The sequence below is a fragment of the Streptomyces sp. 2-1 genome, assembly GCF_048564895.1.
In the GTDB taxonomy this organism is placed as follows: Bacteria; Actinomycetota; Actinomycetes; order Streptomycetales; family Streptomycetaceae; genus Streptomyces; species Streptomyces phaeochromogenes.
Genome location: NZ_CP183383.1, coordinates 9,744,240 through 9,770,037 on the forward strand (window position 1 = coordinate 9,744,240; position 25,798 = coordinate 9,770,037).

Here is a 25,798-nt window from a genome sequence, read left to right on the forward strand (position 1 = left end):
ATTGTTGACAAAAACGTTGACAATTAGGAGGGCGGATTTCTAGCGTCATGCGCATCACGGGGTCGGCCGCACGAACCGCTCGCGCCGCGCGCTCCCCGCCTCCCCGATCCCCTCCAGGGACACGACTCCTGGACGAGAGGAAACAACGATGTCCTCCTCCTTCGCCCTGTCCGCCCGCGGCGGCAAACTGGCGGCACTGGCCGTCGGCCTGTGCTGGCTGGCCGTGCTCTTCGACGGCCTCGACATGTTCATCTACGGCTCGGTGCTGCCGCACATGCTGGCGGAGAAGGCCCTCGGCATCACCCCGGACAAGGCCGGTGACCTGGGCAGTTACGCCACCTTCGGCATGCTGGTCGGCGCACTGACCGCGGGGACGGTCGCCGACCGCATCGGCCGCAAGAAGCTGATGGTCGCCTGCGTCACGCTCTTCTCGCTGGCCTCCGGCCTGTGCGCGATGTCGGGCAGCGTCGCGGTCTTCGGCCTCGGCCGCACCCTCGCCGGAGTCGGTCTCGGCGGGCTCCTGCCCACCGCGATCAGCATGGTCTCCGACTACGCCCCGCGTGGCCGCACCGCCCTCACCATCGGCATGCTGATGACCGCCCACCACGCAGGCGGCATCCTCTCCGCGTACGTGGCCCTGTGGATCGTGGAGCCCTTCGGCTGGCGCGCCGCCTTCTGGGTCTGCGTGGTGCCGCTGCTCTTCGTCCCGGTGCTCGCCAGGTTCATGCCCGAGTCGCTGAGCTTCCTGGTCGCCAAGGGCCGTACCGAGGAGGCCCGCGAGCTGGCCGGCCGTTTCGAGGTCGAACTGCCCGCCGCAGCCGAGAAGAAGGCCCCCGCCGACCGCTGGAACGCCCTCGTCAACCTGTTCCGCGGCGGCGAGTGGACCCAGACCCTGCTGTACTGGCTGGCCTCCTTCGGTGGACTGCTGCTCGTCTACGGCGTCGCCACCTGGCTGCCCACCCTGATGCGCAGCGAGGGCTACGAACTGGGCTCCGCGCTCACCTTCGTGGTCCTCTTCAACCTCGGCGGCATCGTGGGCATGCTGGTCGCGGGCCGGGCCGCCGACCGGTTCGGGGCGCCGCGCATCTCGTCGATCTGGTTCGCGCTGACCGCCGCCGGAGTCTTCCTGCTCAGCGTCCACATGCCGCTCGCGGTGACCTTCACGGTGGTCTTCCTCACCGGCGTGTTCCTCAACAGCGCCCAGACCATGATCTACGCGACGGTCTCGATCCGCTCCACCCCCGACAACCGCGCCACAGCCGTCGGTTGGACCTCCGGAATGGGTCGCTTCGGCGCGGTCTTCGGCCCGTGGCTCGGCGGCCAGTTGCTCGCCGCCGGCAACGGGGACTGGGGCTTCACCGCCTTCGCGATCGCGGGCCTGTCGTCGATGGTCTTCATCGGCATCGCGGCACTGCGCGGCTCGCGACAGACGCCGCAGAGCAGCACGCGGCAGGAGCTGATCACCAGCGGCTGACCCGACACGGGGGCGGGTGCCTGGGCCGGGTTCGAGGAGGGCGCCGGCCCAGGCGCGTAACGACACTCATCCGGACAAACCCGGGCCGCCTCACCCGCCCCAAGAATCGTCAACAATCGTGTTCTGCATCTTGCCGACGCATTGGTGACACGGTTACGTTCACCGCCACGGAGCCGGCCGCTCGCCACCGACCGAGACCGCCCTCAACAAGCCCACCCCTCCTGGTTGTTCATGCCCGGCACGTCAACAGGAAGCAGGGATCGATGCGACGCATGAGACCACTCGGCTCAGCTGTGACCGCCCTGGTGAGTGCGAGCCTGATCGGCCTCGGGATCCTGTCCCCGGGGGTGACGCAGACACGGTCCGCGGAGGACTCGGCCCGGCCCACGTCCACGCTGGTGGAGACCACGAACGGCAAGGTACGCGGCCGTAGTCAGACCGGGTACGACCAGTGGCTCGGCATCCCGTACGCCGCCGACCCGACCGGGAAGCAGCGGTGGACCGCTCCCCGGCCGGCCGCGCGGTGGACCGGGGTGCGTGACGCCACGCGGTTCAGCGACCGCTGTGCCCAGGCGAGTGGCTGGGACCCCGGCTACGAGAACCCGACGCTCACCGAGGACTGTCTGTCGCTCAACGTCTACACGCCGGAGGGAACGCGGGGGCGGCTTCCGGTACTCGTATGGATCCACGGCGGCGGCTTCACCGGCGGCGCGGGGCAGGACACCAACCCCCGCAAGTTCGCACAGCAGGCCAACGCGGTCGTCGTCACCGTCAACTACCGTCTGGGCGCCCTCGGATACCTCAACCTGCCCCAGCTGCGGAAGGAGAACGCCGACGGCCCCGGCACCTTCGGGCTGCTCGACCAGCAGGCGGCCCTGCGCTGGGTACAGGCCAACATCGGCCACTTCGGCGGTGACGCACGGAACGTCACCATCGCGGGCCAGTCCGCCGGCGGCTCGTTGGTCTGCGCACAGCTGGCCTCACCGACCGCCAAGGGACTCTTCGCACGGGCGGTCGTCATGAGTGGCGGCTGCAGTCTGCAGTCAGCGGCGGCAGGGGAGACGTCAAGTCTTGCCTTCGTCAAGGAGATTGGCTGCTCGACCGCCTCGGACGTCCTCGCGTGTCTGCGAGGCAAGCCCGCCGCCGACATCGTCACCGCCCAGCAGAAGGCGGGCATCCGGCCCTCGCTCGGAGGCGCCGCCTTCCCGGCCGATCCCGCTGTCGCTGTCCCGGCCGGGAAGTTCAACCGCGTCCCGGTCATGCTGGGACAAGTCAGCAGCGAGCGCTCGCTGTTCACCTTCCAGAACTACGACTACCTGGGCAAACCGCTGACCGCACCGCAGTACGAGGCACTGGTGAGGTCGACGTACGGCACCGACGCGGACCTGGTCCTGGCCGAGTATCCCGTCGCCGAGTTCGACTCCCCAGGGGTGGCGTGGACCACCGTGCAGAACGACTCGACCTCGTACACCCGTCAGCAGGTCATGGGGCAGCTGGCGCGGTATGTGCCCACGTACGCCTACGAGTTCACCGAGAGCGACACACCGCAGTTCACGTCCATCCACCTGCTCCAGCAGAAGAACGAGGTCGCCCGGAAGTTCCCGTTCGGCGCCACCCATGTCGACGACCTCGGCTACCTCTGGGAGTACCTCGGACAGACCCTGCCGTACAGCGACGGCCAGTTGGAGCTGTCCGACCAGATGATCCGGTTCTGGGGGAGGTTCGCGGCGAAGGGCGACCCGAACGGCGAACGCACCCCGAAGTGGCCCAAGTACGACCCCAGGAGCGACGCGATGATGTCGCTGTCGGCCTGCGACACCTCACCGGTCACCGATCGGCCTCCGGCCGCTTGCTCCAGGACCACCGACCGGTTCGGCATCGAGCACAACACGGCGTTCTGGAGGGGGCTTGCCTCCTGAACCCGGAAGGCGGTGGCTCACCCCATCTGGTCCTGCGCCGACAGGTGTTCCACCGTCACTCCGGTCTCGGTGAACGTGCGGGTCACCGTTCCCGACGTGTAGACCCACAGGATGCGCAGGGGCGTGTCGCCGGTGTTGCGGAAGAGGTGGGGGAGGGGAGAGGGGACGTACGTCGTGTCGAACCTCTCCAGCTTCGTCACCTCTCCGTCCACCACGACCTCCGCCTCCCCTTCGAGGACCGTCACGTGCTCGTCGCAGTTGTGCGAGTGCAGCGGCGCCCCGGAGCCGACCGGATACACGCTCATCCCGCTCGTGATCCGGTTCTCCCCGCCCGCCGAGGAGGTCGTGACGAGCGGTGTCGTCAGGACGGCACCGCCCCGGTCGAGCAGCGGCACGGACGCGACTTTGACGATGGTGGTCATCCGGAGTTCCTCACCGATCTCTGGGCTCACTGGGCTCTCTGAGGGCTCTGGGGTCCTTGGGGTCTCTTGGGTTTCCCGGCCCCGCGTCGAACGACGTTAGGTCGCGCGCCCGTGAACGGGTGCCCTCCGGCGTGCAGTTTTACGTTGCATTCCGGGAGGGGTGAGCTTCTCGAACCCGGTTGTACCGTCGGCTGCCATCGCACGGCTTCTCGATCCGTGCCGGAAACGCGCCGGAAAGAAAAGGCAGGTATCGGCCACATGAGGCTCCCCGTTCTCAGCGAAGAGGAAATGAATCCGCGGCAGCAGGAGCTGGCCGCCCGTATCGCCGGCCGCCGCGGTGCCGTCCGTGGTCCGTTCCGGGTCTGGCTGCACAGCCCGGAGATGTGCGAACGCGCCGAGTCCCTCGGCGCGTTCGCCCGGTTCGACTGCGGCCTGCCCGAGCACCTGCGTGAACTCGCCCTGCTGATGGCCGCCCGGAACTGGGACGCGCAGTACTCCTGGAACGCGCATGTGCGCCAGGCGGTCGAGGCCGGTATCCCGGAGGCCGCCGTCAAGGCGATCGCCGAGAGGCGCGAGGCGGTCCTCGACACCGAATCGGACCAGGCCTTCTACCAGTTCTGCCGCGAGATCCTCGATGAGCACTTCGTCTCCGACGGGACCTTCGCCCGCGCACTGGACCACTTCGGCGCCAAGGGCCTGGTCGACACCATCGGCGCGCTCGGCAACTTCACCATGCTCGGCATGTGCCTCAACACCTTCCAGGTGGACCTGCAGGCCGACCGCGAGCCCCCCTTCCCGGACATCCGCGGCTACGAGCGGATCGTCCCCGGCGCCGACCGGCCGCGGCCGTGAATCCCCTCCTTCGCGTACGGGGCGTCACCAAGAGCTTCGGCGGAGCCGCCGCGCTGAAAGGCGTGGACCTCGACCTGTACCCCGGCGAGATCCACGCGCTGATGGGCATGAACGGCGCCGGCAAGTCGACGCTGGTGCAGATCCTCTCGGGGGTCCACCAGGCCGACTCGGGCACCATCGAGGTCGACGGCCGGCCGCACACCGCGCTGACCGTACGCAGGGCCCGTCGCCTCGGCATCGCCTCGGTGCCGCAGCGCCGCGAACTCGCGACCGGCCTGACTGTGGCCGAGAACGTCATGCTCGGCGATCTGCCCACCCGGCACGGCACCGTGCACTGGAAGGCGGTCAGGGACGAGGCGAGGAAGGCACTGTCCGCACTCGGCATCGACATCGACGTCCGACGCGTCGCGGGATCCCTCACCGTCGCCGAACAGACCATGGTCGAGGTGGCGCGGGAGGTCCGCCGCGGCGGACGGATCCTGGTCCTCGACGAACCGACCGCCTGCCTGAGCGCCCAGGACGCCGACCGGATACGGGAGTTGGTGCGGACCCTGCGCGACGAGGGCGTCGCGGTCGTCTACATCTCGCACTACATCGACGAGGTCATGGCCGTCGCGGACCGCCTCACCGTCCTGCGCGACGGGGCAGTGGTGACCGCCGCACCGGCCGTCGACATGGACCGCGCCGGACTCGTCCGCAGCATGGTCGGCCGGGACGTGGTCTCGCGGCGCCCCGAGCGTCCCGCACCGAAGGACGAGAGCGGACTCGCCGTACACGGACTGAGCCACGGGCGCGCCGTGCGGGACTTCACCGTCGAGGTGCGCAAGGGCGAGATCGTCGCCGTCCTCGGGCCCGCGGGCGACGCGCAGTCCCGGCTGTTCGACCTGCTGTCCGGACGGCAGCGCCCGGACACCGGCGAACTGCGGATCGACGGCAGGTCAGTCCCCCTCGGTCGGGTGGCGGCCTCGCTCGCCGCCGGACTGCGCTGCGTCACGGGCGACCGCCGGAGCCTGGGCCTGGTCCAAGGGCTGTCCCTGGACGAGAACCTGATGCTCGCGGGCGACCGCCTGGCAGGACGCAGACTGCACCGCCGCACCGAACTCGTCCGCCGGGCAGCCCCCTTGCGCAGCAGCTACGGAGTGGTCGCCCTCGCCGGGAATCCGCCGGTGGGCGCGCTGTCCGGCGGCAACCAGCAGAAGGTCCTGCTCGGCAAGTGGCTGGAGACCGATCCGGTCGCCTGCTTCCTGGAGGACCCGACCAACGGGGTGGACGTGGCGGCCATGGCCGACATCCACGCCCTCGTGGACGACCTCGCGTCGAGCGGTGTCGCCGTGCTGCTCGCCTCCTCCTCCGCTGAGGAGGTGATGCGCCTCGCCGACCGTGTCGTCGTCGTCAGCGCCGGCCGCACGGTCGCCGAGCACGACATCACCGCCATCACCCGCGACGAGCTCGTCGCCACCGCTCTCGGAGGTCAACCCCAGTGAGCCTCAAGACCCCCGCCGCCTCCCCGGACGTCGCGGCCGACCCGGCCGAGCGCACCGCGTCCCGCCTGACGCCCCGGGCCCTGCTCAGGATCCCGCACGCCGGACTGATCGCCGTCCTCGTCCTCGTGGCGCTGTTCACCGCACTGCAAGCGGACTCCTTCACCAGCTCGCAGAACCTGCTCAACGTGCTGCGGCAGATCAGCGTGACCGCCGTCATCGCGGCCGGGCTGACCCTGCTGATGACCGCGGGCGGCATGGACTTCTCCATGGGCAGCAACGCGGCGGTGACCGTGTCCGTGGCGGCCCAACTCCTGCACGACGGCTGGTCCACACCCGTGACCGTCGTGATCAGCCTGCTCCTCGCCACGGCCGTGGGCCTGGTCAACGGAGTGGTCGTGACCTTCACCCGGGTCGCCCCGTTCGTCGCCACCCTCGCCTCCGCGATGCTGCTCGACGGCGTGGCACTGCTGGTCCTCAACGGCATGAGCGTCACCATCGGCGACAAGATGTCGGCCCTGGGCAACTCCGAACTCCTCGGCATTCCCTACCTGTTGGTCGTGGCGCTGCTCGTGCTCACGGCGGTCGGTCTGGCCATGCGGTTCACCACCTTTGGCCGCGACGCCTTCGCGATGGGCGGCAACGAACACGTGGCCCGGCTGAGCGGTATCAACGTCTCAGGACGCAAACTCGCCCTCTACGCCCTCGCCGGTGCCCTCGCGGGTCTGGCCGGACTGATGCTGCTCTCGCGACTCGGCGCCGCCGCCCCCAACACCGGTGGCCTGCAACTGCAGTTGACCGCCGTGGCCGCTGTCGTCATCGGCGGCACCTCGCTCGCGGGCGGCCACGGCACCGTCGTGGGCACGGTCCTCGGCGTGATGCTGCTGGGCGTCGTCGCCAACGCGCTCAACCTGCTCCAGGTCAACAGCTACTACCAATTCGTCGTCACCGGCGGGGTGTTGCTCGTCGCGGCGATCATCAACGAGTTCCAGCGCAAGTCGCCGCCGGGCCACTAGCGCCGGGCCGGGTCACTGGCGCCGGGTCAGGTCCACCGGGCGAAGAGCCGGGCCACTGGCGCCGGGCCGGTCCAGAGCACACGCCTCGCTCGCGCGGCCTCACGCCGCACGTCGTCCGAGCGACCGCACGTCAGCCACGCGCCATCCGCATGCCGGCCACACGCCATCCGCGCGGCCTTCAGCGTCCGCGCGCCCGCTCCCGCACTCGCCCTCCCGCACTCCTCCGCCACGCACTTCCCTTCAACGACGCAGGAAAGGCCAACCCCATGAAGCCCAAGGTCCACTCCAGCCGCGCCACCGCGGTCTCGTTCGTCGGCGCCGCCGCGCTGGTCCTCTCCGGATGCGGCTCGGAGAACGACGCCGGGGGCGCGGCCGACGGCTCGGTCACCCTCGGGTTCGTCAACGGCGCCAACACCCACTTCCACACCTGTCTCCTCAAGTCGGTGGAGGAGACCGCGAAGGCGGACGGGGCCAAGATCTACTCGGCCAACTCCAAGCAGGACGCCGGGACCGAGCTGTCCAACATCGAGGACATGATCTCCCGCAGTGTGGACGCCCTGATCGTCCAGACGGTCAACGTCGACGCCCTGGAAGGTGACATAGCCAAGGCGAAGAGCGCCGGCATCCCGATCTATCTGACCTCCGTGGCCACCTCCGACATGTCCGACGTCCTGGGCGCCGCCGTGGTCGACCTCAAGAAGGTCGGCGCGCTGGACGCGGGCTGGATCGAGAAGGACGCGGCGGGCAAGAACGTGAACGTCGGAATCGTCGCGGGTGCCCCCGGCGCCGCCTCCGACCTGCTCGTGGGCGGATTCAAGGACGCCCTGCCGTCGAACGCCGAGGTGGTGGCGAACCAGCCGGGCATGTTCAACCCGGCCAAGGCACAGGACGTCGCCGAGAACATGATCCAGGCACACCCCGACCTCGACTACGCCTTCGTGGCCAACGAGGAGATGGCCTTCGCCGTGCGCAAGGCGTTCGACGCGGCCGGCGCCGACGACGTGAAGATCGTCAGCGTCAACGGCACCGAGGAGGGCGTGGCGGCCGTCAAGAGCGGGGATCTCGCCGCCACCGTGGCCAACTCGGCGATGGAGATCGGCCGGACAGCGGTCACGAACACGATCGGCCTGCTCGATGACAACCAAGGTGTTGACAAAATTGCCAACATTCCACTTGTCTTGGTGACCGAGGACAACGTGAGCGAGGCACCTCAGTACTGCCCCAAGTGAGCGAGCCCCGACGGGACGCGATGTCCGTCCCACGCGTCCCCCGGAGGAATCATGGATCGCTTGCTGCTCATGCACAGCTTCGTCACCGTCGCGCAGGCCGGCAGCTTCAGCGGAGCCGCCAAGAAGCTGGGCTCCTCGGGCTCCCTGGTGTCACGGCACGTCGCCGAACTGGAACGACAGGTGGGTGTCCGCCTCGTCAACCGCACCGCCCGCTCGGTGAGCCTCACCGAACCCGGCAGGCGGTACGCCGAGTTCGCCGCGCGCATCCTCGACGAGATCGACGCCGAGGACGCCAGCCTCTCCCACCTCCACGACCGCGCCGAGGGCTCGCTCAGCATCATCTGCCCGAAGTGGATAGGAAGCCTGGACCTCGGAGACGCGATCGCCGCCTTTTCCGCCGCCCATCCGAAAATCAGCGTCCGCTTCGAGCTCGGCGGTATGTCCGACCGCACCTATGACTTCCTGGACAGCGGATTCGACATCGCCTTCCACACCCGGGACCTGCGCGATTCGAGCGTCCGCCTGAAGAAGATCGCCTCGCTGCCCTTCGTGCTCTGCGCGGCAAAGGGCTATCTGGACAGGGAGGGCCCGCTCACCGAACCGAACGCCCTCGCCCACCACGACTGCCTCGTGCACGTCAACGACCCGGTCTGGCGCATCGGGCACGGACACGCGAGCACCCTCCACAAGATCCGCAACATCGCCTTCTCGTCCAACTCGTACATCGCTCTGCAGAAAGCGGCCGTTCACGGTCGTGGCATCGCCCTGCTGCCGCAGCGCCCGGCGTACGACGACCTGATGTCCGGCGCCCTCCAGGTCCTGCTGCCCGAACTGGCCGTACCCGACCGCCCCTTGTACGCGATCTACGGTCCCGGACAGGCGACGCCCCGCAAGGTCAGCGTGTTCCTGGACTTCCTCGCCGAATGGTTCTCACAGAATCCGATTCCCGCGATCCGGTCATAGCCGCGATCTGGTCATAGTCGCCATCCGGCGATAGTCGCGATCTGGTCGTAGTCACGATCCGGTCGGATTCGCAAGCCGCAAGAAACGATTGCGAATTCAGCAGAGCCCAAGTCATTGAGGGCCCCACGATCCGAAATCTAGGCTCGCCGGGCGACCAGCGAAACGAGGCATCCATGGGAATCCAGAGAATCGAATCGGTCACCTACGGCATCGACAATGTCGACGAATGTGCCCGATTCTTCGACGACTTCGGGCTGTTCCCGGTCGAGCGGACCGACGAGCACGCGGTCTTCGAGACGCTCACCGGCCAGACCCTCCACCTGGACTCCCGCCCCGGCCCGCGACTGCCGCCCCCCGTGGAGGCGGGCCCCACCCTGCGCGAGGTGGTGTGGGGCATCGACACCACACAGGAACTGGAGCGGCTGGTCGCCGCGGCGAGCCGTGACCGCAGGGCGCACGAGAGCGCCGACGGCGTCCACCACACCGTGGACGAGACCGGCTTCGGAGTGGGACTGGCCCTCGCCCGGCCGAAGGCCGCGCCCGTCACCCCCCGGCCCGCCAACGCGCTGGGCAGCGTCAACCGCTGGAACACCGCCCTGGACCCGATCACCCGCGTACGCCCGCTGCGCATGTGCCATGTCGCCCTGAACATCGCCAAGCAGGGGCGTGAGGAAGCCGTCGCCTTCTACGTCGAGCGCCTCGGCTTCCGGCCCACCGACGTCGTCGAACCCATGGGCGTCTTCCTCCAGGCACCGGGCGACGACGACCAGCACACCATGCTGCTCTGCCACCGCCCCGACCGGCCCGGCGTCAACCACATCGCGTACGAGGTCCCGGGCTTCGACGACGTCGTCGAGGGCGGCAACCACATGATCGACCAGGGATGGCGGGAAGCCCGCAAACTCGGCCGCCACACCATCGGGTCCAACGTCTTCCGCTTCCTGCACGCGCCGTGCGGCGGCCGGGTCGAGTACGCCGCCGACATGGACCGGGTCGACGACACCTACGAGACCCGCGTCCACGGGACCACACCGCCCCACCACATCTGGGCGCTGCGCACGAACCGTGACCAGGAAGCCCCGGCCCGGTCCTGACCCTGAGAGGGCACCCACCCATGACCACCGACCACGGCTACCCCGCCGTCCGCATGCACATCGCGGGCGAGTGGTGCCAGGGCGGCACCGGACGTACCGCCCCGATCGTGAACCCGGCCACCGAGGAGGTGATCGGATACGTACCGTTCGCCACCGGCGCCGACCTCGACCGCGCCCTCGACGCGGCGGCCGAGGGCTTCAGGACCTGGCGGGACACGCCCGTCGCCAGGCGTACCGAGATCCTGCACACGGCCGCCGACCTGCTCACCGAGCGGGCCGTCGCCGTCGGCCGGATCATGACCCTGGAACAGGGCAAGCCACTCGCGGAGGCGACCGGCGAGGCCCGCCGCGTCGCGGACACCTTGCGCTGGCACGCCGATGACGCCCGCCGCGCGTACGGCCGCATCATCCCGTCCGCACCCGGCACGCTGCTCTCCGTACGACGTGAACCGATAGGCCCCGTCGCCGCGTTCGTCCCGTGGAACTTCCCCGCGGGCGGCCCGATGCGGAAGATCTCCTCCGCGCTCTCCGCCGGCTGTTCGATCGTCATCAAGGCCTCGGAGGAGACGCCGGCCACCGCCGCGGCCCTGGTGGGCTGCTTCGAGGACGCGGGTCTGCCGGCCGGGGTGCTGAACCTCGTCTTCGGTGAACCGGCCGAGGTCTCCGCCCAGTTGATCGCCTCCCCGGTCACCCGTCTCGTCGCCTTCACCGGCTCGGTGCCCGTGGGCAAGCTGCTGGCCGCCGCGGCCGGGAAGGTCATGAAGCCCTCCTTGATGGAGTTGGGCGGGCACGCCCCGGTGATCGTGTGCTCCGACGCCGACCCGGCCGTGGCCGCCCGCCGCGCCGCACGGGCGAAGTTCGCCAACGCGGGCCAGGTGTGCACCTCGCCGAGCCGGTTCCTCGTCCACGAGAACCTCGTCGAGGACTTCACCGCCGAGTTCGTGAAGGCTGCCGAAGCGGTCGTCGTCGGTGACGGTCTGGCGGAGGGCACCACCATGGGGCCCCTCGCCAACGAGCGCCGGATGCGCGCGATGCGGCGCCTGACCGCGGACGCCGTCAACCGTGGCGCCACCGTGCGCACAGGCGGCGAACGGCTCGACCGCGCCGGGTACTTCTACGCGCCGACCGTCCTCACCGACGTACCGGCGGACGCGGACCTGATGCGCGAGGAACCGTTCGGGCCGATCGCACCCATCGTGCCGTTCACCGACCTCGACGAGGCGCTCGCGACCGCGAACGAACTCCCGTACGGACTGGCCGCGTACGGCTTCACGGAGTCCGCCGCCACCGCCGAGCGGCTCGTGCGCGAACTGGAGGCCGGGATCCTCTCCCTCAACCACTGCGGAGGCTCCGTCAGCGAGGCACCCTCCGGAGGCGTCAAGGAGAGCGGCTACGGCAGGGAGGGCGGGCCGGAGGCCCTGGACGCCTACCTGGTCACCAAGCGCGTCTCCCATCTGCTGGCGGGCTGAGACGCCATGAGGTACACCAGGGTCGCCGTCGGCGGCCGGGCTGTGTGGGGACGCGTGGGGGAGACGGACATCGAGCTGTTGTCCGAGTCCCCGATCGACGGCGCCCCCACCGTGCTCGGCACGGTGCCGCGGGCCACCGCGACCTGGCTGCCCGTCGTCGTCCCGCCCGTGTTCTACGCGGTCGGCCTCAACTACCCGCGGCACATCGAGCATGCCGGCGCCGAGACGCCTGCCCGCCCGGAGGTGGGCTACCGGGCCAACAACGCGCTCACCGGCCACGGGCAGCCCATCGTCAAACCGGCAGGTGTCGAGGGCCGGTTCGAGGCCGAGCCGGAACTTGTCGCGGTCATCGGCCGCACCCTGCGCCACGCCACCCACGACGAGGCGCGCGGGTCCGTCTTCGGCTGGACCATCGGCAACGACGTCAGTGCCCGCACCTGGCAGCACCAGGACCGCACCTTCTGGCGCAGCAAGAACAGCGACACGTTCAAGCCGATGGGCCCCTGGATCGAGACCGACGTCGACGCCCTGGCGCAGACGACCACGCTCCGCGTGAACGGGGAGGCCCGCGCCTCCTTCGCCACCGGCGACATGGTCTTCGACCCCTTCGACCACATCGTCGAGATCACCAGACACATCACCATGCACCCGGGCGACGTGCTGTGGATGGGCGCCGAGTCCACCTGCCAACTCGAACCCGGGGACACCGTGGACATCGAGATCAGCGGTATCGGCGTCCTGTCCAACCCGGTCCGGGGAGAAGCCCCCGTCCAAGGAGAAGCCCCCGTCACGGAAAGGCAGCAGCAGTCATGAGCAGCGCACCCCGCTACATCCACCACGTCAACTTCCCCACCACCGACGCCGACAGGACCGCCGAGTGGTACACCAAGGTCTTCGGAATGAAGCGGATCATGCCCAAGTCCAACACCCGTGTGGTGCTGATGACCCGGGGCAACTTCGATCTGCACTTCACCCCGGTCGAGGAGATGGAGCGCATGGCGCCCTATCACTTCGCCGTCGAGGTCGACGACTGGGACGACTTCCTCGCCCACCTCAAGGACCTGGGCATCCGGCACACCCGCCCGATCCAACGCCCGGAGAACCAGTCGAAGTTCTGCTACATCCACGACCCCGACCACACCATGATCGAGCTGGTCTGGCACAGCAAGCGCCCCAACTGACCGCGTACGACTGGGAGTTCACCGACATGCCTCTCGTCGACTCCGACGGCACCTCCATCTACTACGAGCGCCACGGCAGCGGTCCGGCGATCCTGTTCGTGCACGGCAGCGGCGGGCACCATGCCGCCTGGTGGCAGCAAGTGGCCGCGCTGCGCGAGGAGTTCACGGTCGTCACCGTGGACCTGCGCGGCTTCGGGAAATCGGACACCCCGACCCGTCCGCACTCCTCGAAGCCCGGGTTCGACGGGCAGGATTTCCCCGGTGACGTGGTCGCCGTACTGGACGCCGAGGATCTGACCGACGCCATGCTCGTCGGCCAGTCCATCGGCTCCGTCGCCGCACTGCGCGCCGCCCTCCTGCGCCCGGGACGGGTCTCCTCGGTCGCCCTCGGCCACTCCCTCGGCGGCATCAATCACCCCGAACTCAGGGAGCTGGCCGCCGCCGACCGCACCGAAGCCGTCAAACTACCGGTCATCGACCGCCTGTTGACCAAACGGTTCCAGGAGGAGCGCCCCGACCTCACGTTCCTCTTCCAGCAGATGGGCACCTTCAACGTCGCGAAGATGGCCGACCTGCGCAACCTCGACACCGACGGACCGTCCCTGGACGACGTCCGGGCCTCGGGAGTCGCCGTCGCGTTCCTGGCCGGCGAGCGGGACGCGGTGCTCAGCGTGAAGACCGTGACCCGCGCCCACGAACTGCTGCCCGGCTCCCACCTGGAGATCGTCCCGGACGCCCCGCACTCCATGTACTGGGAGACGCCGGACAAGTACAACGCGGCCGTCGCCCGCCTGCGCCGCACCCTCACCGCACCGAAGGAAGCCGCATGAGCCCCGCATCGAAGGAAGCAGCATGAGCACCCTCACGCTCGACGCCGCCGACGAGATCGTCGACGCCGCACTGAAGCGCGCCCAGTCCCTGGGGAAGGCGGTGAGCGTCGCGGTGGTGGACGCGGGCGGCTTCGTCATCAGCGTCCGCCGCTCGGACGGCGCGCGCCCCCTGACGCCGGACATCGCCCGCGCCAAGGCGTACACCGCGGCCGTGATGCAGCGCCCCGGAAAGATGCTGAAGAAGTGGCAGGAGAGCCAGCCGGTCTTCTTCGCCCAGCTGTCCCAACTCCCTGGCGCGGCCCTGCCGATCATGGCCACCGAGGGCAGCGTCACCATCAAGAAGGACGGCGAGATCATCGGCGGCCTCGGTATCGCGGGCGGCACCGCCGACGAGGACCAGCAGGTCGCTGACGACGTACTCCAATCCCTCGGCTACGAGCTGGAGTTCGCGGCATGGGGCGTCGCGGGCACGCCGACCGGGCCCAAGCAGAGCGGGACCACGGAAGCCGGGGCCACAGACAACGGGACCACGGGCAACGGGACCACGGACAAGGGGGCCTGAGTCATGGCGGACACCTTCAACTACCGCATCGACCACCACGGCAGTCTGGTCCGCCCCGCCGAACTCCTCGCGGCCCGGGCGGCCGACGACCCCGAGGCACTGCACAAGGCCCAACTCACCGCGGTCGAGGAGTCGGTGGCCTACCAGCGCCGGTTGCGCTCCACGGTCGTCACCGACGGCGACTTCCCCCGCGAGGACTTCCGCAGCGCCGTCCTCGACGCGGTCTCCGGCTTCCGGCGTACGGAGGAGCGGACGGCCGACGGGCTGCCCCGCTGGGTGGCGGAGGCCTTGCCCAAGGCCAGTGGCCCGCTGCTCGCGGACTGGGCCGCGCGGATCGCGGACCTGACGGTGATCGCGCCGAAGGTCTCGCTCCCGTCACCTGCCTACCTGGCCGCGACCACCTTCGACCCGGAGTTGGTCGGCTCCGGCGGCCCGGCCTCGGCCCGCGAACTCGGCGAGGTCCTCGCGGAGATCATCCACGCGGAGATCGAGCTGCTGGTCTCCCGGGGCGTCCGGCTGATCCAGCTCAACAACCCGCTCCTCCTCGGCCAGGTCGCCGCCGACCCGGCCGAGCCCGGCCCGCTCTCCTTCGAGGACGCGCTGGCCGTCGAGGCGCAGGCGGTACGGCTCGACGTGCGACCGGAGGGCGTACGGATCGGCGTCTGCCCGGGCTGGGAGGCTCCCGCGGTGGTGGACCGGGCCGGGGCCGAGAGCCTGTTCGGTGAGGTCCCGGCCGACCGCTGGATCCTGCCGTACGACAAGGGCACCGCCGCCGAACTCGACCTGCTGAGGGCGCTCCCCGAGGACCGGGACGCCTGCCTGGGCGTGGTGGACGCGACCGTGCCCGAACTGGAGGACATCGACACGGTGTTGGCCCGCCTTGACGCCGGCGCCGAGGTCAAGGACATCGAGGACATGGCCGTCGCACCCTCCCGCGGCTTCGCCGACTCGGCCGCCCATCCGCTGCTGAGCGCCGAGGACCAGCGCCGCAAGCTGGTCCTGGTGGAGACCGTCGCCCGCTACTGCTGGGGCAACGAGTTCTGAGCCGATGACCCCGATGCGGCCCCTGTGCAGCCCGGATACGGCCCGGATACGAGCCGGGAAGCGCACCCGCGCTTCCCGGCGGGGCAGGGCCTCACAGGACCTCGGCGAAGGTCACCGTCCGTTCCGTCAGCAGCGGCCACACCGTCCCGACGATCAGTTCGTCGAAGTGCTCGGCGGCCTTGTGCGCGTCGAACCCGGCCCGGTCGGTGTACTGCTCGTACAGCACGAAGCTCCCCGGACGGTCCGCCTCGGCGTGCACCTCGTACGCCAGGTTCGCCGGCTCGGCACGGGTGTGCTCGCGCGCCTTCAGCAGCGCGGCCCGCACCGAGGCCTCGTCGGCGGGCTCGCAGTGGTAGCGGGCGATGACCGCGTAGGCCATGTCTGTCTCTCCTCGCGTCAGTGGATCTCGGCTCCCGGCGGCCCGCCACAGGCCTCCGGCCTGCCGATTCCAGCACGGATCAACCGCCCGCCGACCTGCGCGCGGCGCAAGCAATGCCTGCCCACGCGGGGCTGGTGGCACGTTCGCCCATGGTGTGTTGTCGCATCCGGCCCGTACGGCCGCTCCCTGTGCAGACCGCGGACCCGCGCCGCGGCGGACGAAGGAAGTGATCTTCATGCGAACCCTGGAAACCCTCTCCGGTGGAGAGTGGGTGGCGACCGGAGAGTGGATCGACGTCCACGACCCCGCCGATGTCCGCACCCCGTTCGCACGTGTCCCCGCCCTCGCCGCCAAGGACGTCACCCGCGCGTACGACCACGCCGAGCGAGGGTTCGCCGCCTGGAAACGCACCAGCCCCTTCGAACGCGCCCGCATCCTCACCGAGGCGGCCCGGCTGATCCGCGATCGGGTCCACGAGACAGCCGCCGACGTCACCGCCGAGAACGGCAAGACCCGTGCCGAGGCCCGCGGCGAGACCCTGAAGGCCGCCGACTTCCTCGACTACTACGCGGGCCTCGCCCGCCAGGGCTACGGCACGCTGCTGCACGACGCCCGCCCCGACACCCGTACGCACACCCAGCGGGAGCCGATCGGCGTGATCCTCGTGATCAGTCCGTGGAACGACCCGCTGATCACCCCGGCCCGCAAGCTCGCCCCGCTCCTCGCGGCAGGCAACGCGGCCGTCTTCAAACCGGCCACCCAGACCCCCCTCTCCGGCCTGCACTTCGCCCGCGCCCTGCACGACGCGGGCCTGCCGGCCGGTGTCCTGAACGTGGTGACGGGCCGTACGGCCGACATCGAGGAGGCGCTGCTCGACGACCCGCGGATCGCGGGCATCACGTTCACCGGCTCCAACGCGGTGGGCAACCGGATCCGCCGCCGCCTCGCCGACCGCAACGTCCGCTTCCAGGGCGAACTCGGCGGCAAGAACGCCTCCGTCGTCCTGCGTGACGCCGATCTGCCGGCCGCCGCGAAGGCGGTCGTCGCGGCCTCCTTCGGCCAGGCCGGACAGCGCTGCACCGCCACCAGCCGGGTGGTCGTCGAACGGCCGGTGTACGAGGAGTTCGCCCGGCTCCTGGTCACCGAGGTCGAGGGGCTGACGACGGGCCCGGGCAGCGACCCGGCCACCGCCCTGTGCCCCCTGTCCAGCCCCCAGCAGCGCGACAGCGTCCTCGCCGACCTGAACAAGGCCATCGACCAGGGCGCCACCGTCCTCACCGGCGGCGGCGCGGACACCGAGGGCGACCGCGCCCACGGCTGCTACGTACAGCCGACCGTCCTCGCCGACGTCACCCCCGAGACGGCGGTCTGGCGCGAGGAGGTCTTCGGCCCGGTCCTCGCCGTCCGCGTGGTCGAGGACTTCGACCGGGCCGTCGACGCGGTCAACGACTCCCAATTCGGCCTCGCCGCCGCCGTCTTCACCCGCGACCTCACGGCCGCGTACCGCTTCGTCGACGAGGCCGAGTGCGGGCAGGTCGCGGTGAACACCACCACGACCGGCTGGGACGTCCACCTGCCCTTCGGCGGGTTCCGCGACTCCGGCACGGCCTACAAGGAGCAGGGCGACGAGGTCCTGCGCTTCTCCACCCGCGTCAAGACCGTCGCCGTCCACTTCGGCACATGACGGTCGTGACGGTGGCGAGCGGCAGAAGGAGAGCCGGAGGGAGAGCCAGGAGTGCCGGAGGAGTGCCGGAGGGAGAGCCAGGAGTGCCGGAGGAGTGCCGGAGAAGAAAGGAGGACGCCGATGGCTGACGAGACGATCGGCATAGTCGGCGCAGGCATCGTCGGCCTCGCCACCGGCCGCGAGATCGCCCTGCGCCGCCCCGGCACCCGGGTCGTGGTGCTGGAGAAGGAACAGCGGATCGCCGTCCACCAGACCGGCCACAACTCGGGCGTCGTGCACGCCGGGATCTACTACGCCCCCGGCAGCCTCAAGGCGGACCTGTGCGTCCGGGGCGTGTCCATGCTCCGCGAGTACTGCCAGGAACGGGCCCTGCCGTACGAGGAGACCGGCAAGCTCGTCGTGGCGGTGCGCGAGGACGAGCTGGACCGGATGGAGAGCCTCTACCGGCGGGCCCGGAACAACCACGTACCCGACCTCCGGAGGGTCTCCGAGGAGGAGATCAAGGAGATCGAACCCCACACCACCGGCATCGCGGCCCTGCACTCCCCGCGCACCGCGATCACCGACTACCCGGCGATCGCCCGGGAGTTCGCCAAGGACATCGAGGCCTCGGGCGGCGAGGTACGGCTCGGCTTCCCGGTCACCTCGATCACTGACGTACCGGGTGGCATCGAGGTGACCTCAGGCCGGCCGCAGGGATCCCGGGACGAAGACCGGGGGAGGGTCCGCGTCGACCGGCTGATCCTCTGCTCGGGGCTCCACTCGGACTCCGTCGCCAGGCTGGCCCAGGACAGCAGGGAGCCGCGGATCGTGCCCTTCCGGGGCGAGTACCTGCTCCTCAAGCGGCAGTCGCGAGACCTGGTCCGCGGGCTCATCTACCCAGTGCCAGACCCGCGTTACCCCTTCCTCGGCGTGCACTTCACCCCGCGAATCGACGGCTCCGTCGAGGTCGGTCCGAACGCAGTCCTGGCCCTGGCGAAGGAGGGCTACCGGCTCGGCAGCGTCTCGCCCAGAGATCTCGCCGGACTCGCCGGTTACCCCGGCACCTGGAGGATGGCCGCCCGGCACTGGCGGACGGGCATCAAGGAGTACCGCGGCTCACTGTCGAGGGCGGCCTTCATGAAGGACGCCCAGCTGTACGTGCCCGGCGTCGGCGTCCCGGACGTGGTGCGCGGCGGAGCCGGTGTACGCGCCCAGGCCCTGGACCGGGACGGCACCCTCGTCGACGACTTCCGCATCCACCGGCTTGGCCGGATCACCGCCGTCCGCAACGCACCCTCGCCGGCCGCCACCGCCTCCATGGCGATCGCCGAGCACATCGTCGACGCCGTCCTCGACGACGCCTCCGCACCCTGAAAATGCCCTGCTCACACCGCACTTACGTGCAACAACAGCTTGCGCTCCCAGCGCTCTGCAAGACCTCACGTCCCGCCTAGCGTTCCTTCCGCACCACCCCAACACGCCGTCCCAGAGGAAGAGTTGAAGACATGTTCGTCGTCGACACGCAGATCCACATCTGGAAGGAAGAGACCCCGGACCGCCCCTGGGTCCCGGGCGCGCGGGAGCGCATCCGCCTCAACGGCCACCGCGAGGACCCCTTCTCGTACGAGGAGGCCCTGGAGCTGATGGACGAGGCGGGCGTCAACCGGGCGCTGATCCTGCCCCCTTCATGGGAGGGCAACCGCATCGACTACGCCCTGGAGGCCTGCGAGGCGCACCCGGACCGCTTCGGCATCATGGCCCGCGTCCCCCAGGACGACCCGGTCGAGGGCACCGCCCTGCTGAAGGACTTCGCCGGGAACCCGTACATCAAGGGCACCCGGCTCACCTTCCACCGCCCGCAGGACCGCAACTGGATGATCGACGGCACCAACGACTGGTACTGGCCGATAGCCGAGGAGCTCGGCATCCCGACCATGGTCCACGCCCCGATCTGGAAGCGCGAGCTCGGCCAGATCGCCGCCAAGCACCCCGGACTGAAGATCATCATCGACCACATGGGCATCATGGCCCGCTGTGTGGACGACGCGATCGGCTACTGGGTCCAGGAGACCGCCGACCTCGCCGAGCACCCCAACATCTACGTCAAGGTCTCGGCCCTGCCGGGCTATTCGTCGCAGCCCTTCCCGAACAAGAACATCGAGAAGTACGTGCGCGAGATGGTCGACAAAATGGGCCCCCGGCGCTGCTTCTACGGCACCGACATCACCCGGCTGCTCGGCCACGGCATCACGTACACCGACACGATCGAGCAGTTCACCAAGCACTGGGACTTCACGCCCGAGGAGCTTGAGTGGATCATGGGCCGCGGAATCTCCGAGGTCCTCGACTGGCCGATCGAGGGCTGAGGAAGCGCCGGAGATGACGGACACCCAGAACACGCCCGGCACCGCCAAGACGCCCGACGCCCCGAGCACCCCGAGTACCTCCAGTGCCTCCAACACCCCCGGCATCGGCGGTGGCGATGGCGTCGACGGCGGCGATGCCTTCGTATCGGCCTTCCAAGCCGCCGGCGCCGACTACCTCTTCTGCTCTTCCGGTTCCGAGTGGGCCCCGGTCTGGGAGTCCCTGGCCCGGCGCCACCGCGACGGGCTGCCCTGTCCGCGGTACCTCGACCTGACGCACGAGACCGTCGCCGTCGGCATGGCCACCGGCTACGGACTCGTCAGGCGCCGCCCGCAGGGTGTGCTGCTGCACGCGGCACCCGGCCTGCTGCAGGGCTCCATGGCCGTGCACGGGGCGCTGCTCGCCGGCGTGCCGATGGTGGTGGCCTCCTCGGAGTCGACGACGTACGGCGACGGGCCCGGCCAGGACCCGGGCGGCCAGTGGTACCGCAACCTGTCGATCGTGGGCGGCCCGCACGGCATCGCGCAGCCGTTCACCAAGTGGTCCAACGAGGCCGCGAGCGTCCACACCCTGCCCGCGATGATCACCAGGGCGGCGGAACTGTCCTGGCGTGCCCCGGCGGGACCCGCCTACCTCAACATCCCGCTGGAGATCCTCCTGGAGGAGTGGGACGGCCGCGAGGCCAAGCCCGTCGTGCCGCCGGGCTCCACGCACAGCTCGCCCGAAGAGGCCGATGCTGTCGCGCAGTTGATCCGAGAGGCCCGCAATCCCGTGATCGTGACCGAGACGTCCGGCCGCGAGGCGGGCGGCTTCGAGGCGCTGGTCGCCTTCGCCGAGGCCTGGCACATCCCGGTCGTCGAGCCGGACTCGGCGGTGTGCGCCAACTTCCCGCGCACCCACCCCCTGCACGCGGGCTCTGACATCGGTCCCTGGATGGACGAGGCGGACCTGATCCTCCTCGTCAACTGCCGTGCGCCCTTCTACCCGCCCTCGCGCCGACCGTCCAAGGCGCGGGTCGTCGTCATCGACGAGGTGCCGCAACGCCCGCACATTGTCCACCAAGTCCTGTTCGCCGACGCCTACTTGGAAGGCAACGTCACCAACACCCTTCGCCAGCTCACGAAACGGGCGAGGGACCTCGACGAGACGGCGGTCGCCGAGCGCCGTGCGGCACAGGAGGTCCGGTCCGCCGCCGAGCGAACCGCCGTGGCCACCGTGGAGACGAAGGCCGAGCAGCGGGCCGAGGGCATCGACCCCGTCCTCCTCGCCGCCACCCTTCGCAAGCTGCTCGACGGCCGGGACGGGATCGTCGTCGATGAGACCATCACCCACAGCCGGATCGTCAGGCGTCATCTGCGGACCGACGCGCCCGACTCGTACTTCTACGTGCAGGGCGGCCTCGGACAGGGCATCGCCGTCGCGCTCGGCGTCAAACTCGCCGCCCAGGAGCGCCCGGTGGTGCTCACGATCGGCGACGGCGCCTTCGCCTACAACCCGGTCATCCCGTCGTACGACGCCTCCAAGGCGTACGAACTCCCGTTGCTGGTCGTGGTGTTCAACAACCGTGTCTACAAGTCGATGAACCTCAACCATCGCAGGTTCTACCCCGAGGGCGCCGCCGCCGAGACGGGGGAGTGGCTGGGCACCGATCTGCGCCGGCTGCCCCGACTCGCCGCGTTCGCCGAGCCGTTCGGCATGCACACCGAGACCGTCGACGCGCCGGACGCGCTCGCTCCGGCGCTGGAGCGTGCCCTCAAGGCCGTGTCCGAGGGCACCACCGCCGTCGTCGACGTCCTCGTCACCCGCTGAAGCGCCTTGTGGGCGAACCAGCCAAGAATCCGGAGGCATCCGCCACCATGACCGACACCCCGACGACCCCCAAGCCGGGCCAGGTCCGCGTCCGGGCCGAGGACCTGCGCGCCTTCTCCGCCGGACTCCTGGAGAAGGGCGGGCTCAGCCCCGAGCATGCCGCCACCACCGCCGACGTGCTCGTCTGGGCCGCCCTGCGCGGCGTCGACTCGCACGGCATCGCCCGCGTCCCCGCCTACCTGGAACTGCTCGCCAAGGGCGTGGCCAACCCGCGGGCCGAGATCACGCTCGCGTCGACCACACCGGCCGCCGCCGTCCTGGACGCCGACCGTGCCCCCGGTCCGGTGGCCCTCAGTGCCGCCGCCGAGGAGGCCGTGAGCCGGGCGCGGACCACCGGTATCGCCTCCGTCGGCGTGCGTGGCACCGTCCACACCGGTGCCATCGGCTACTACGTCTCGAGGATCGCCGAACAGGGCCTGGTCGGCCTCGGGTTCGTCGCCGGAATGCCGAACATGGGCTACACGGGCGTGCGGGGCGCGGCCGTGGCGACCAGCCCGCTCGCCATCGCCGTACCCACCGCCGCCTCGTCGGGGCACGCCCCGCTGCTGCTCGACATGGCCACCGCCACCATCGCCCTCGGCAGGATCCGCCAGGCCAGGGCGAGCGGCACACCATTGCCCGAGGGTGCCGCCGCCACCGAGGACGGCACCCCGACCACCGACCCGGACAAGGCCGTCATGCCGCTGCCGCTGGGCGGCGCCAAGGGGTCCGGCATGTCACTCGCGTTCGAGCTCCTCACCAGCGTGCTCGTCGGTGCGCCGATCTTCTCCGCCTTCCACTCGGACGACCCGAAGGCCCGCAAGCACCGGCAGAACGCCCTGCTCATCGCCCTCGACCCGGCGGCCTTCGGCGACCCGGACCGCTTCACCGCGGACGCCGACACCACCCTGAGCACCCTGAAGGGACTGCCGTCGGCGGACGGCGCGGCAGGCGTCTTCTACCCGGGCGAGCGCAGCGCCGCCGTGGCGGTGGAGCGGGCCGAGAAGGGAGTGCCGGTGACTCCGAAGGTGTGGCGCGAACTGACGGAGAGCGCGGAGAGGTTCGGGATCGCTCCGCCGACCCCGGTCGCCTGACGGGACCGGGCGGCGGGGGCGCCGCGGGGGCTCGGGGGCCCCGGGGGCCGAGGTCGCTCGCGAAGGATCGGGTCGGCCCTCGGTCAACCCCGCCTCCCGCCCCTCCGGCACTGGGTTCCGCACGGAGTATTGACTCGCGTGCCCGCGCTGTGAACACTGGCCTGACTACGTAGTCATCCCGATCCTCGCATCACCACACGCGAGACTGACTACGTAGTCAACGCCGACGAACACCGGACTGAGCACGAGGAGGGTCATGGCCACCACCGGCACCGAGCCGGCGTCCCCCCGTGGTCCGGGACGCCGCCGACGCGGCCCCGGGATGATGGAGGTCGCCCGTGCCGCGGGTGTCTCCCAGAAGACCGTGTCCCGTGTCGTCAACGGCGAACCCCACGTCAGCGCCGACGTCCGCGACCGCGTACTCGGCGTCATCCGCGAACTGGACTACCGTCCGAACAACGCGGCACGCGCCCTGCTGATGGGCAGGTACCGGCGGATCGGCGTGGTCTCGCTGGGCAGCGCGCTCTACGGTCCGTCGACCCAGCTCATCGACCTGGAGCGGGCCATGCACCGGGTCGGTTACTCGTTCGCCGTGGCCAGCACCCTGGAGGGTCAGGGCGGCGCCGGAATCGCGGCCGCCGTGGAATCCCTGCTGGAACAGGGCGTCGACGGGATCGTCCTGTCGGAGCCCATCGACGACGGCACGCCCCTGCGACTGAGCGCGGACGTACCGGTGGTGAGCCTGGGCGAGGGCGTGCACCTGGCCGACGCGCCCAGCACCGTCGTCCGTGCCGACGGAGTCACCGCCGCACGCATCGCCACACAGCACCTGCTCGGGCTCGGGCACCACACGGTCTGGCACATCCCCGGCCCACAGGACTGGTGGACCGCCCGCGACCGGCTCCGCGGCTGGCGCGAGGCGCTGGCCGACGCAGGAGCCCCCGAACCACCACTGCCCGCGGACGGCGACTGGACCCCGGCCTCGGGCTACGAGGCCGGCCGGTCACTGGTCCAACTCCCCGACCTGACCGCGGTGTTCGCCGCCAACGACGACATGGCCCTCGGCGCGCTGCGCGCCTTCGCCGAGGCCGGACGTGCCGTACCCGCCGATGTGAGCGTGGTCGGATTCGACGACATCCCCGCCGCGCCCTATCTCTCCCCGCCACTGACCACCGTCCGTCAGGACTTCGCCGCCGTCGCGACCCGCGCCGTCGACGTCCTGGTCGCCATGATCGAGGGCAGGCCCCATCCGGCCGAACCCGTCGATCTAGCCGTCGAGTTGACCGTACGCGCCTCCACCGCACCGCCCGCCCGCTGACCGACCTCGACGCATTGGCCGGCCCGCCGACCGGCTGACCGATCTCATCGCCCCACCCGATCCGCTGACCCGCGGACCGACCCCACCCGCCCGAACCGCCGAACCGTCGGCGGGACGGCCGACCTCGCCGTCGGCCGGATCCGCCCTGCCCGCGTGAGCCCGGACCGGGACGTCCGTCGCACGCGCACCCAAGTAGCCGCACCACGTGAGGAGTCACGTGTGTACACCCCACCGCCCCTCCCGCGCCGCACCCTGCTGCGTGGCGCCCTAGGCCTGGGCACGGCCGCCGCGCTCGCCGCCTGCGGCCGTGACAGCACCACCGCCCGCACCTCGGGAGACGTCAACCTCGCCCTGTGGACCCACGATCCGGGATACGAGGCCTTTTTCCGCAAGGGCATCCCGGAGGCCGACCGGCTCGCCGACTTCCGTTACCACTTGACGGTCACCCGTGCCGGACCCGCCGACATCGTCACCAAGCTGCTCGCCCAGGCCGTCGCCGGACGCGGTACACCGGACATGGCGGGCTTCGAGATAGGCAGCTTCCCGCGCATGCTGCGCGGCGACATCTCCGAGCGCCTGCTGCACGACTTCACCCCCGACATCGCCGCCGTGCCCGGCCTGAAGGACGACCTACTGCCGGCCCGAACCGCCCCCTACAGCAAGGACGGCCGGGTCTACGCCCTCGACTCGGACACCCCCATGGTCGTCTACTACTACCGCGACGACCTGTTCACGAAGTACGGGCTGGCCAAGGACACCCCGACCTGGGAGGAGTTCGCCGAACTCGGCGCCCGCGTGCACAAGGACCACAACGCCTCGCTCTGTGTCGTCAGCACCAACGGCAGCGACACGGCACAGATCGTGCAGTCCTTCCAGATGCTGCTCTACCAGCGCGGCGGCGCCTTCTTCGACGCCGACCAGCAGCTGGTGCTCGACTCGGCCGAGGCCGAGGAGGTACTCGGCTTCCTCTGCGAGGGGCTGCGCAGCGGCTTCGTCATCGACATCTCCGACTACTACGGCGCCGCGATGCAGACCGCCCTGAAACAGGGCAGGGTCATCGGCCTGCCCATGGCCATCTGGTACAAGAGCTACGGTCTCGTGCCCAACGTGCCCGAGCAGAAGGGGAAGTGGCGGGTCCGTGCGATGCCGCGGTTCGCCGAGGGCGGCGGGACGACGGCGGCCCTCGGTGGCACCGGCTTCGGAGTCATCAAGGACAAGGCCAACACGCGGGCCGCCACGGACTTCCTCCTCAACACCTGGCTCACGCATGAAGGTCAGGTCCGGCGGTTCATCGAGACGGGCTATCTGCCCACGCGGCGTTCCGTGTTCGAGGACCCGCAACTCAGAGGTCTCAAGGACGACTTCTGCGGTGGTCAGCGGTTGTTCGGCCTCTATCGGGACCTGCTTCCCGATGTGCCTCCGCAGCACACGAGTCCCGACCAGTCGATTCTCTTCGACGTGCTCGCCGGGAATCTGTTGCGGGCCTATCGCGGGGACGTCAGCCCTCGGCAGGCGTTGCGGCGGACCGCGGAGGAGTTCCGAGACCAGGCGGGGCGCTAGCGCCGTTCGCGAAGTTCCTCGCGCCCCTCGAAC

General features: G+C 70.2%; 23 protein-coding genes. 21 read left to right on the plus strand and 2 right to left on the minus strand.

Annotation, left to right across the window (positions count from 1 at the left end):
* Positions 1-148: 148 nt before the first annotated feature.
* Together ACN20J_RS42645 and ACN20J_RS42650 are read left to right on the plus strand one after the other, a co-directional pair.
* Positions 149-1,474 (plus strand): MFS transporter, encoded by a 1,326-nt coding sequence (locus ACN20J_RS42645; protein WP_361995001.1) that lies wholly within the window; start codon positions 149-151, stop codon positions 1,472-1,474.
* A gap of 263 nt (positions 1,475-1,737) precedes the next feature.
* Positions 1,738-3,393, plus strand: coding sequence for a carboxylesterase/lipase family protein (locus tag ACN20J_RS42650; protein ID WP_419668065.1), 1,656 nt, complete (start codon positions 1,738-1,740; stop codon positions 3,391-3,393).
* A gap of 17 nt (positions 3,394-3,410) precedes the next feature.
* Here the strand turns inward: ACN20J_RS42650 and ACN20J_RS42655 are convergent, their stop codons facing one another.
* Positions 3,411-3,815, minus strand: a complete 405-nt coding sequence (locus tag ACN20J_RS42655; protein WP_361885271.1) for a cupin domain-containing protein — start codon at positions 3,813-3,815, stop codon at positions 3,411-3,413.
* A 258-nt stretch (positions 3,816-4,073) separates the two neighbouring features.
* Here ACN20J_RS42655 and ACN20J_RS42660 point away from each other — a divergent pair, with 258 nt between their 5' ends.
* The 12 genes from ACN20J_RS42660 to ACN20J_RS42715 all read left to right on the plus strand — a co-directional run bounded on the left by ACN20J_RS42660 (position 4,074) and on the right by ACN20J_RS42715 (position 15,536).
* Positions 4,074-4,667 (plus strand): carboxymuconolactone decarboxylase family protein, encoded by a 594-nt coding sequence (locus ACN20J_RS42660; RefSeq protein WP_419668066.1) that lies wholly within the window; start codon positions 4,074-4,076, stop codon positions 4,665-4,667.
* On the plus strand, positions 4,664-6,151 hold the full coding sequence (locus tag ACN20J_RS42665; RefSeq protein WP_419668067.1) for a sugar ABC transporter ATP-binding protein: 1,488 nt from the start codon (positions 4,664-4,666) through the stop codon (positions 6,149-6,151). Before ACN20J_RS42660 ends, ACN20J_RS42665 begins: the two co-directional genes overlap by 4 nt.
* Positions 6,148-7,164 (plus strand): ABC transporter permease, encoded by a 1,017-nt coding sequence (locus tag ACN20J_RS42670; protein ID WP_419668068.1) that lies wholly within the window; start codon positions 6,148-6,150, stop codon positions 7,162-7,164. The genes ACN20J_RS42665 and ACN20J_RS42670 overlap by 4 nt, the downstream gene beginning before the upstream one ends.
* Positions 7,165-7,430: 266 nt before the next feature.
* Positions 7,431-8,393, plus strand: a complete 963-nt coding sequence (locus ACN20J_RS42675) for a sugar ABC transporter substrate-binding protein (protein WP_419668069.1) — start codon at positions 7,431-7,433, stop codon at positions 8,391-8,393.
* A gap of 51 nt (positions 8,394-8,444) precedes the next feature.
* The gene (locus tag ACN20J_RS42680) at positions 8,445-9,356 is read left to right on the plus strand and encodes a LysR family transcriptional regulator (protein ID WP_361918005.1); all 912 of its coding nucleotides are present in this window, start codon (positions 8,445-8,447) and stop codon (positions 9,354-9,356) included.
* A gap of 173 nt (positions 9,357-9,529) precedes the next feature.
* Positions 9,530-10,450, plus strand: coding sequence for a VOC family protein (locus ACN20J_RS42685; RefSeq protein WP_419668070.1), 921 nt, complete (start codon positions 9,530-9,532; stop codon positions 10,448-10,450).
* A 20-nt stretch (positions 10,451-10,470) separates the two neighbouring features.
* Positions 10,471-11,919 carry an NAD-dependent succinate-semialdehyde dehydrogenase gene (locus ACN20J_RS42690; RefSeq protein WP_419668071.1) on the plus strand — a complete coding sequence of 483 codons (1,449 nt, stop codon included), beginning with the start codon at positions 10,471-10,473 and terminating at the stop codon, positions 11,917-11,919.
* A gap of 6 nt (positions 11,920-11,925) precedes the next feature.
* Entirely contained in the window at positions 11,926-12,732 is an 807-nt protein-coding gene (locus ACN20J_RS42695) for a fumarylacetoacetate hydrolase family protein (protein WP_364192464.1), read from the plus strand.
* Positions 12,729-13,100 (plus strand): VOC family protein, encoded by a 372-nt coding sequence (locus tag ACN20J_RS42700; protein WP_189839368.1) that lies wholly within the window; start codon positions 12,729-12,731, stop codon positions 13,098-13,100. The genes ACN20J_RS42695 and ACN20J_RS42700 overlap by 4 nt, the downstream gene beginning before the upstream one ends.
* Positions 13,101-13,126: 26 nt before the next feature.
* The gene (locus tag ACN20J_RS42705; RefSeq protein WP_419668072.1) at positions 13,127-13,930 is read left to right on the plus strand and encodes an alpha/beta fold hydrolase; all 804 of its coding nucleotides are present in this window, start codon (positions 13,127-13,129) and stop codon (positions 13,928-13,930) included.
* A gap of 22 nt (positions 13,931-13,952) precedes the next feature.
* Complete coding sequence (locus ACN20J_RS42710) at positions 13,953-14,492, plus strand: GlcG/HbpS family heme-binding protein (RefSeq protein ID WP_419668073.1); 540 nt, start codon at positions 13,953-13,955, stop codon at positions 14,490-14,492.
* Between the two features lie 3 nt (positions 14,493-14,495).
* Complete coding sequence (locus ACN20J_RS42715; RefSeq protein ID WP_419668074.1) at positions 14,496-15,536, plus strand: methionine synthase II (cobalamin-independent)-like protein; 1,041 nt, start codon at positions 14,496-14,498, stop codon at positions 15,534-15,536.
* Between the two features lie 91 nt (positions 15,537-15,627).
* Here ACN20J_RS42715 and ACN20J_RS42720 read toward each other — a convergent pair whose 3' ends face one another.
* Positions 15,628-15,915 carry a putative quinol monooxygenase gene (locus tag ACN20J_RS42720; RefSeq protein WP_189839364.1) on the minus strand — a complete coding sequence of 96 codons (288 nt, stop codon included), beginning with the start codon at positions 15,913-15,915 and terminating at the stop codon, positions 15,628-15,630.
* A gap of 235 nt (positions 15,916-16,150) precedes the next feature.
* Between ACN20J_RS42720 and ACN20J_RS42725 the strand changes: the two genes are divergently transcribed.
* The 7 genes from ACN20J_RS42725 (at position 16,151) to ACN20J_RS42755 (ending at position 25,765) form a co-directional block, all read left to right on the plus strand.
* On the plus strand, positions 16,151-17,599 hold the full coding sequence (locus tag ACN20J_RS42725) for an aldehyde dehydrogenase family protein (protein WP_419668075.1): 1,449 nt from the start codon (positions 16,151-16,153) through the stop codon (positions 17,597-17,599).
* Between the two features lie 120 nt (positions 17,600-17,719).
* A complete protein-coding gene (lhgO, locus tag ACN20J_RS42730; RefSeq protein ID WP_419668076.1) occupies positions 17,720-18,955 on the plus strand; it encodes an L-2-hydroxyglutarate oxidase in 1,236 nt (411 codons plus the stop codon).
* Between the two features lie 131 nt (positions 18,956-19,086).
* The gene (locus ACN20J_RS42735) at positions 19,087-19,947 is read left to right on the plus strand and encodes an amidohydrolase family protein (RefSeq protein ID WP_189839361.1); all 861 of its coding nucleotides are present in this window, start codon (positions 19,087-19,089) and stop codon (positions 19,945-19,947) included.
* 13 nt (positions 19,948-19,960) lie between these two features.
* On the plus strand, positions 19,961-21,754 hold the full coding sequence (locus tag ACN20J_RS42740; RefSeq protein ID WP_419668077.1) for a thiamine pyrophosphate-dependent enzyme: 1,794 nt from the start codon (positions 19,961-19,963) through the stop codon (positions 21,752-21,754).
* Between the two features lie 47 nt (positions 21,755-21,801).
* Positions 21,802-22,887: an Ldh family oxidoreductase gene (locus ACN20J_RS42745; protein WP_419668078.1), complete on the plus strand. Its 1,086-nt coding sequence runs from the start codon at positions 21,802-21,804 to the stop codon at positions 22,885-22,887.
* A 256-nt stretch (positions 22,888-23,143) separates the two neighbouring features.
* Positions 23,144-24,205 carry a LacI family DNA-binding transcriptional regulator gene (locus tag ACN20J_RS42750; RefSeq protein ID WP_419668079.1) on the plus strand — a complete coding sequence of 354 codons (1,062 nt, stop codon included), beginning with the start codon at positions 23,144-23,146 and terminating at the stop codon, positions 24,203-24,205.
* 219 nt (positions 24,206-24,424) lie between these two features.
* Positions 24,425-25,765, plus strand: a complete 1,341-nt coding sequence (locus ACN20J_RS42755) for an ABC transporter substrate-binding protein (protein ID WP_419668080.1) — start codon at positions 24,425-24,427, stop codon at positions 25,763-25,765.
* The last annotated feature ends 33 nt before the right edge of the window (positions 25,766-25,798 follow it).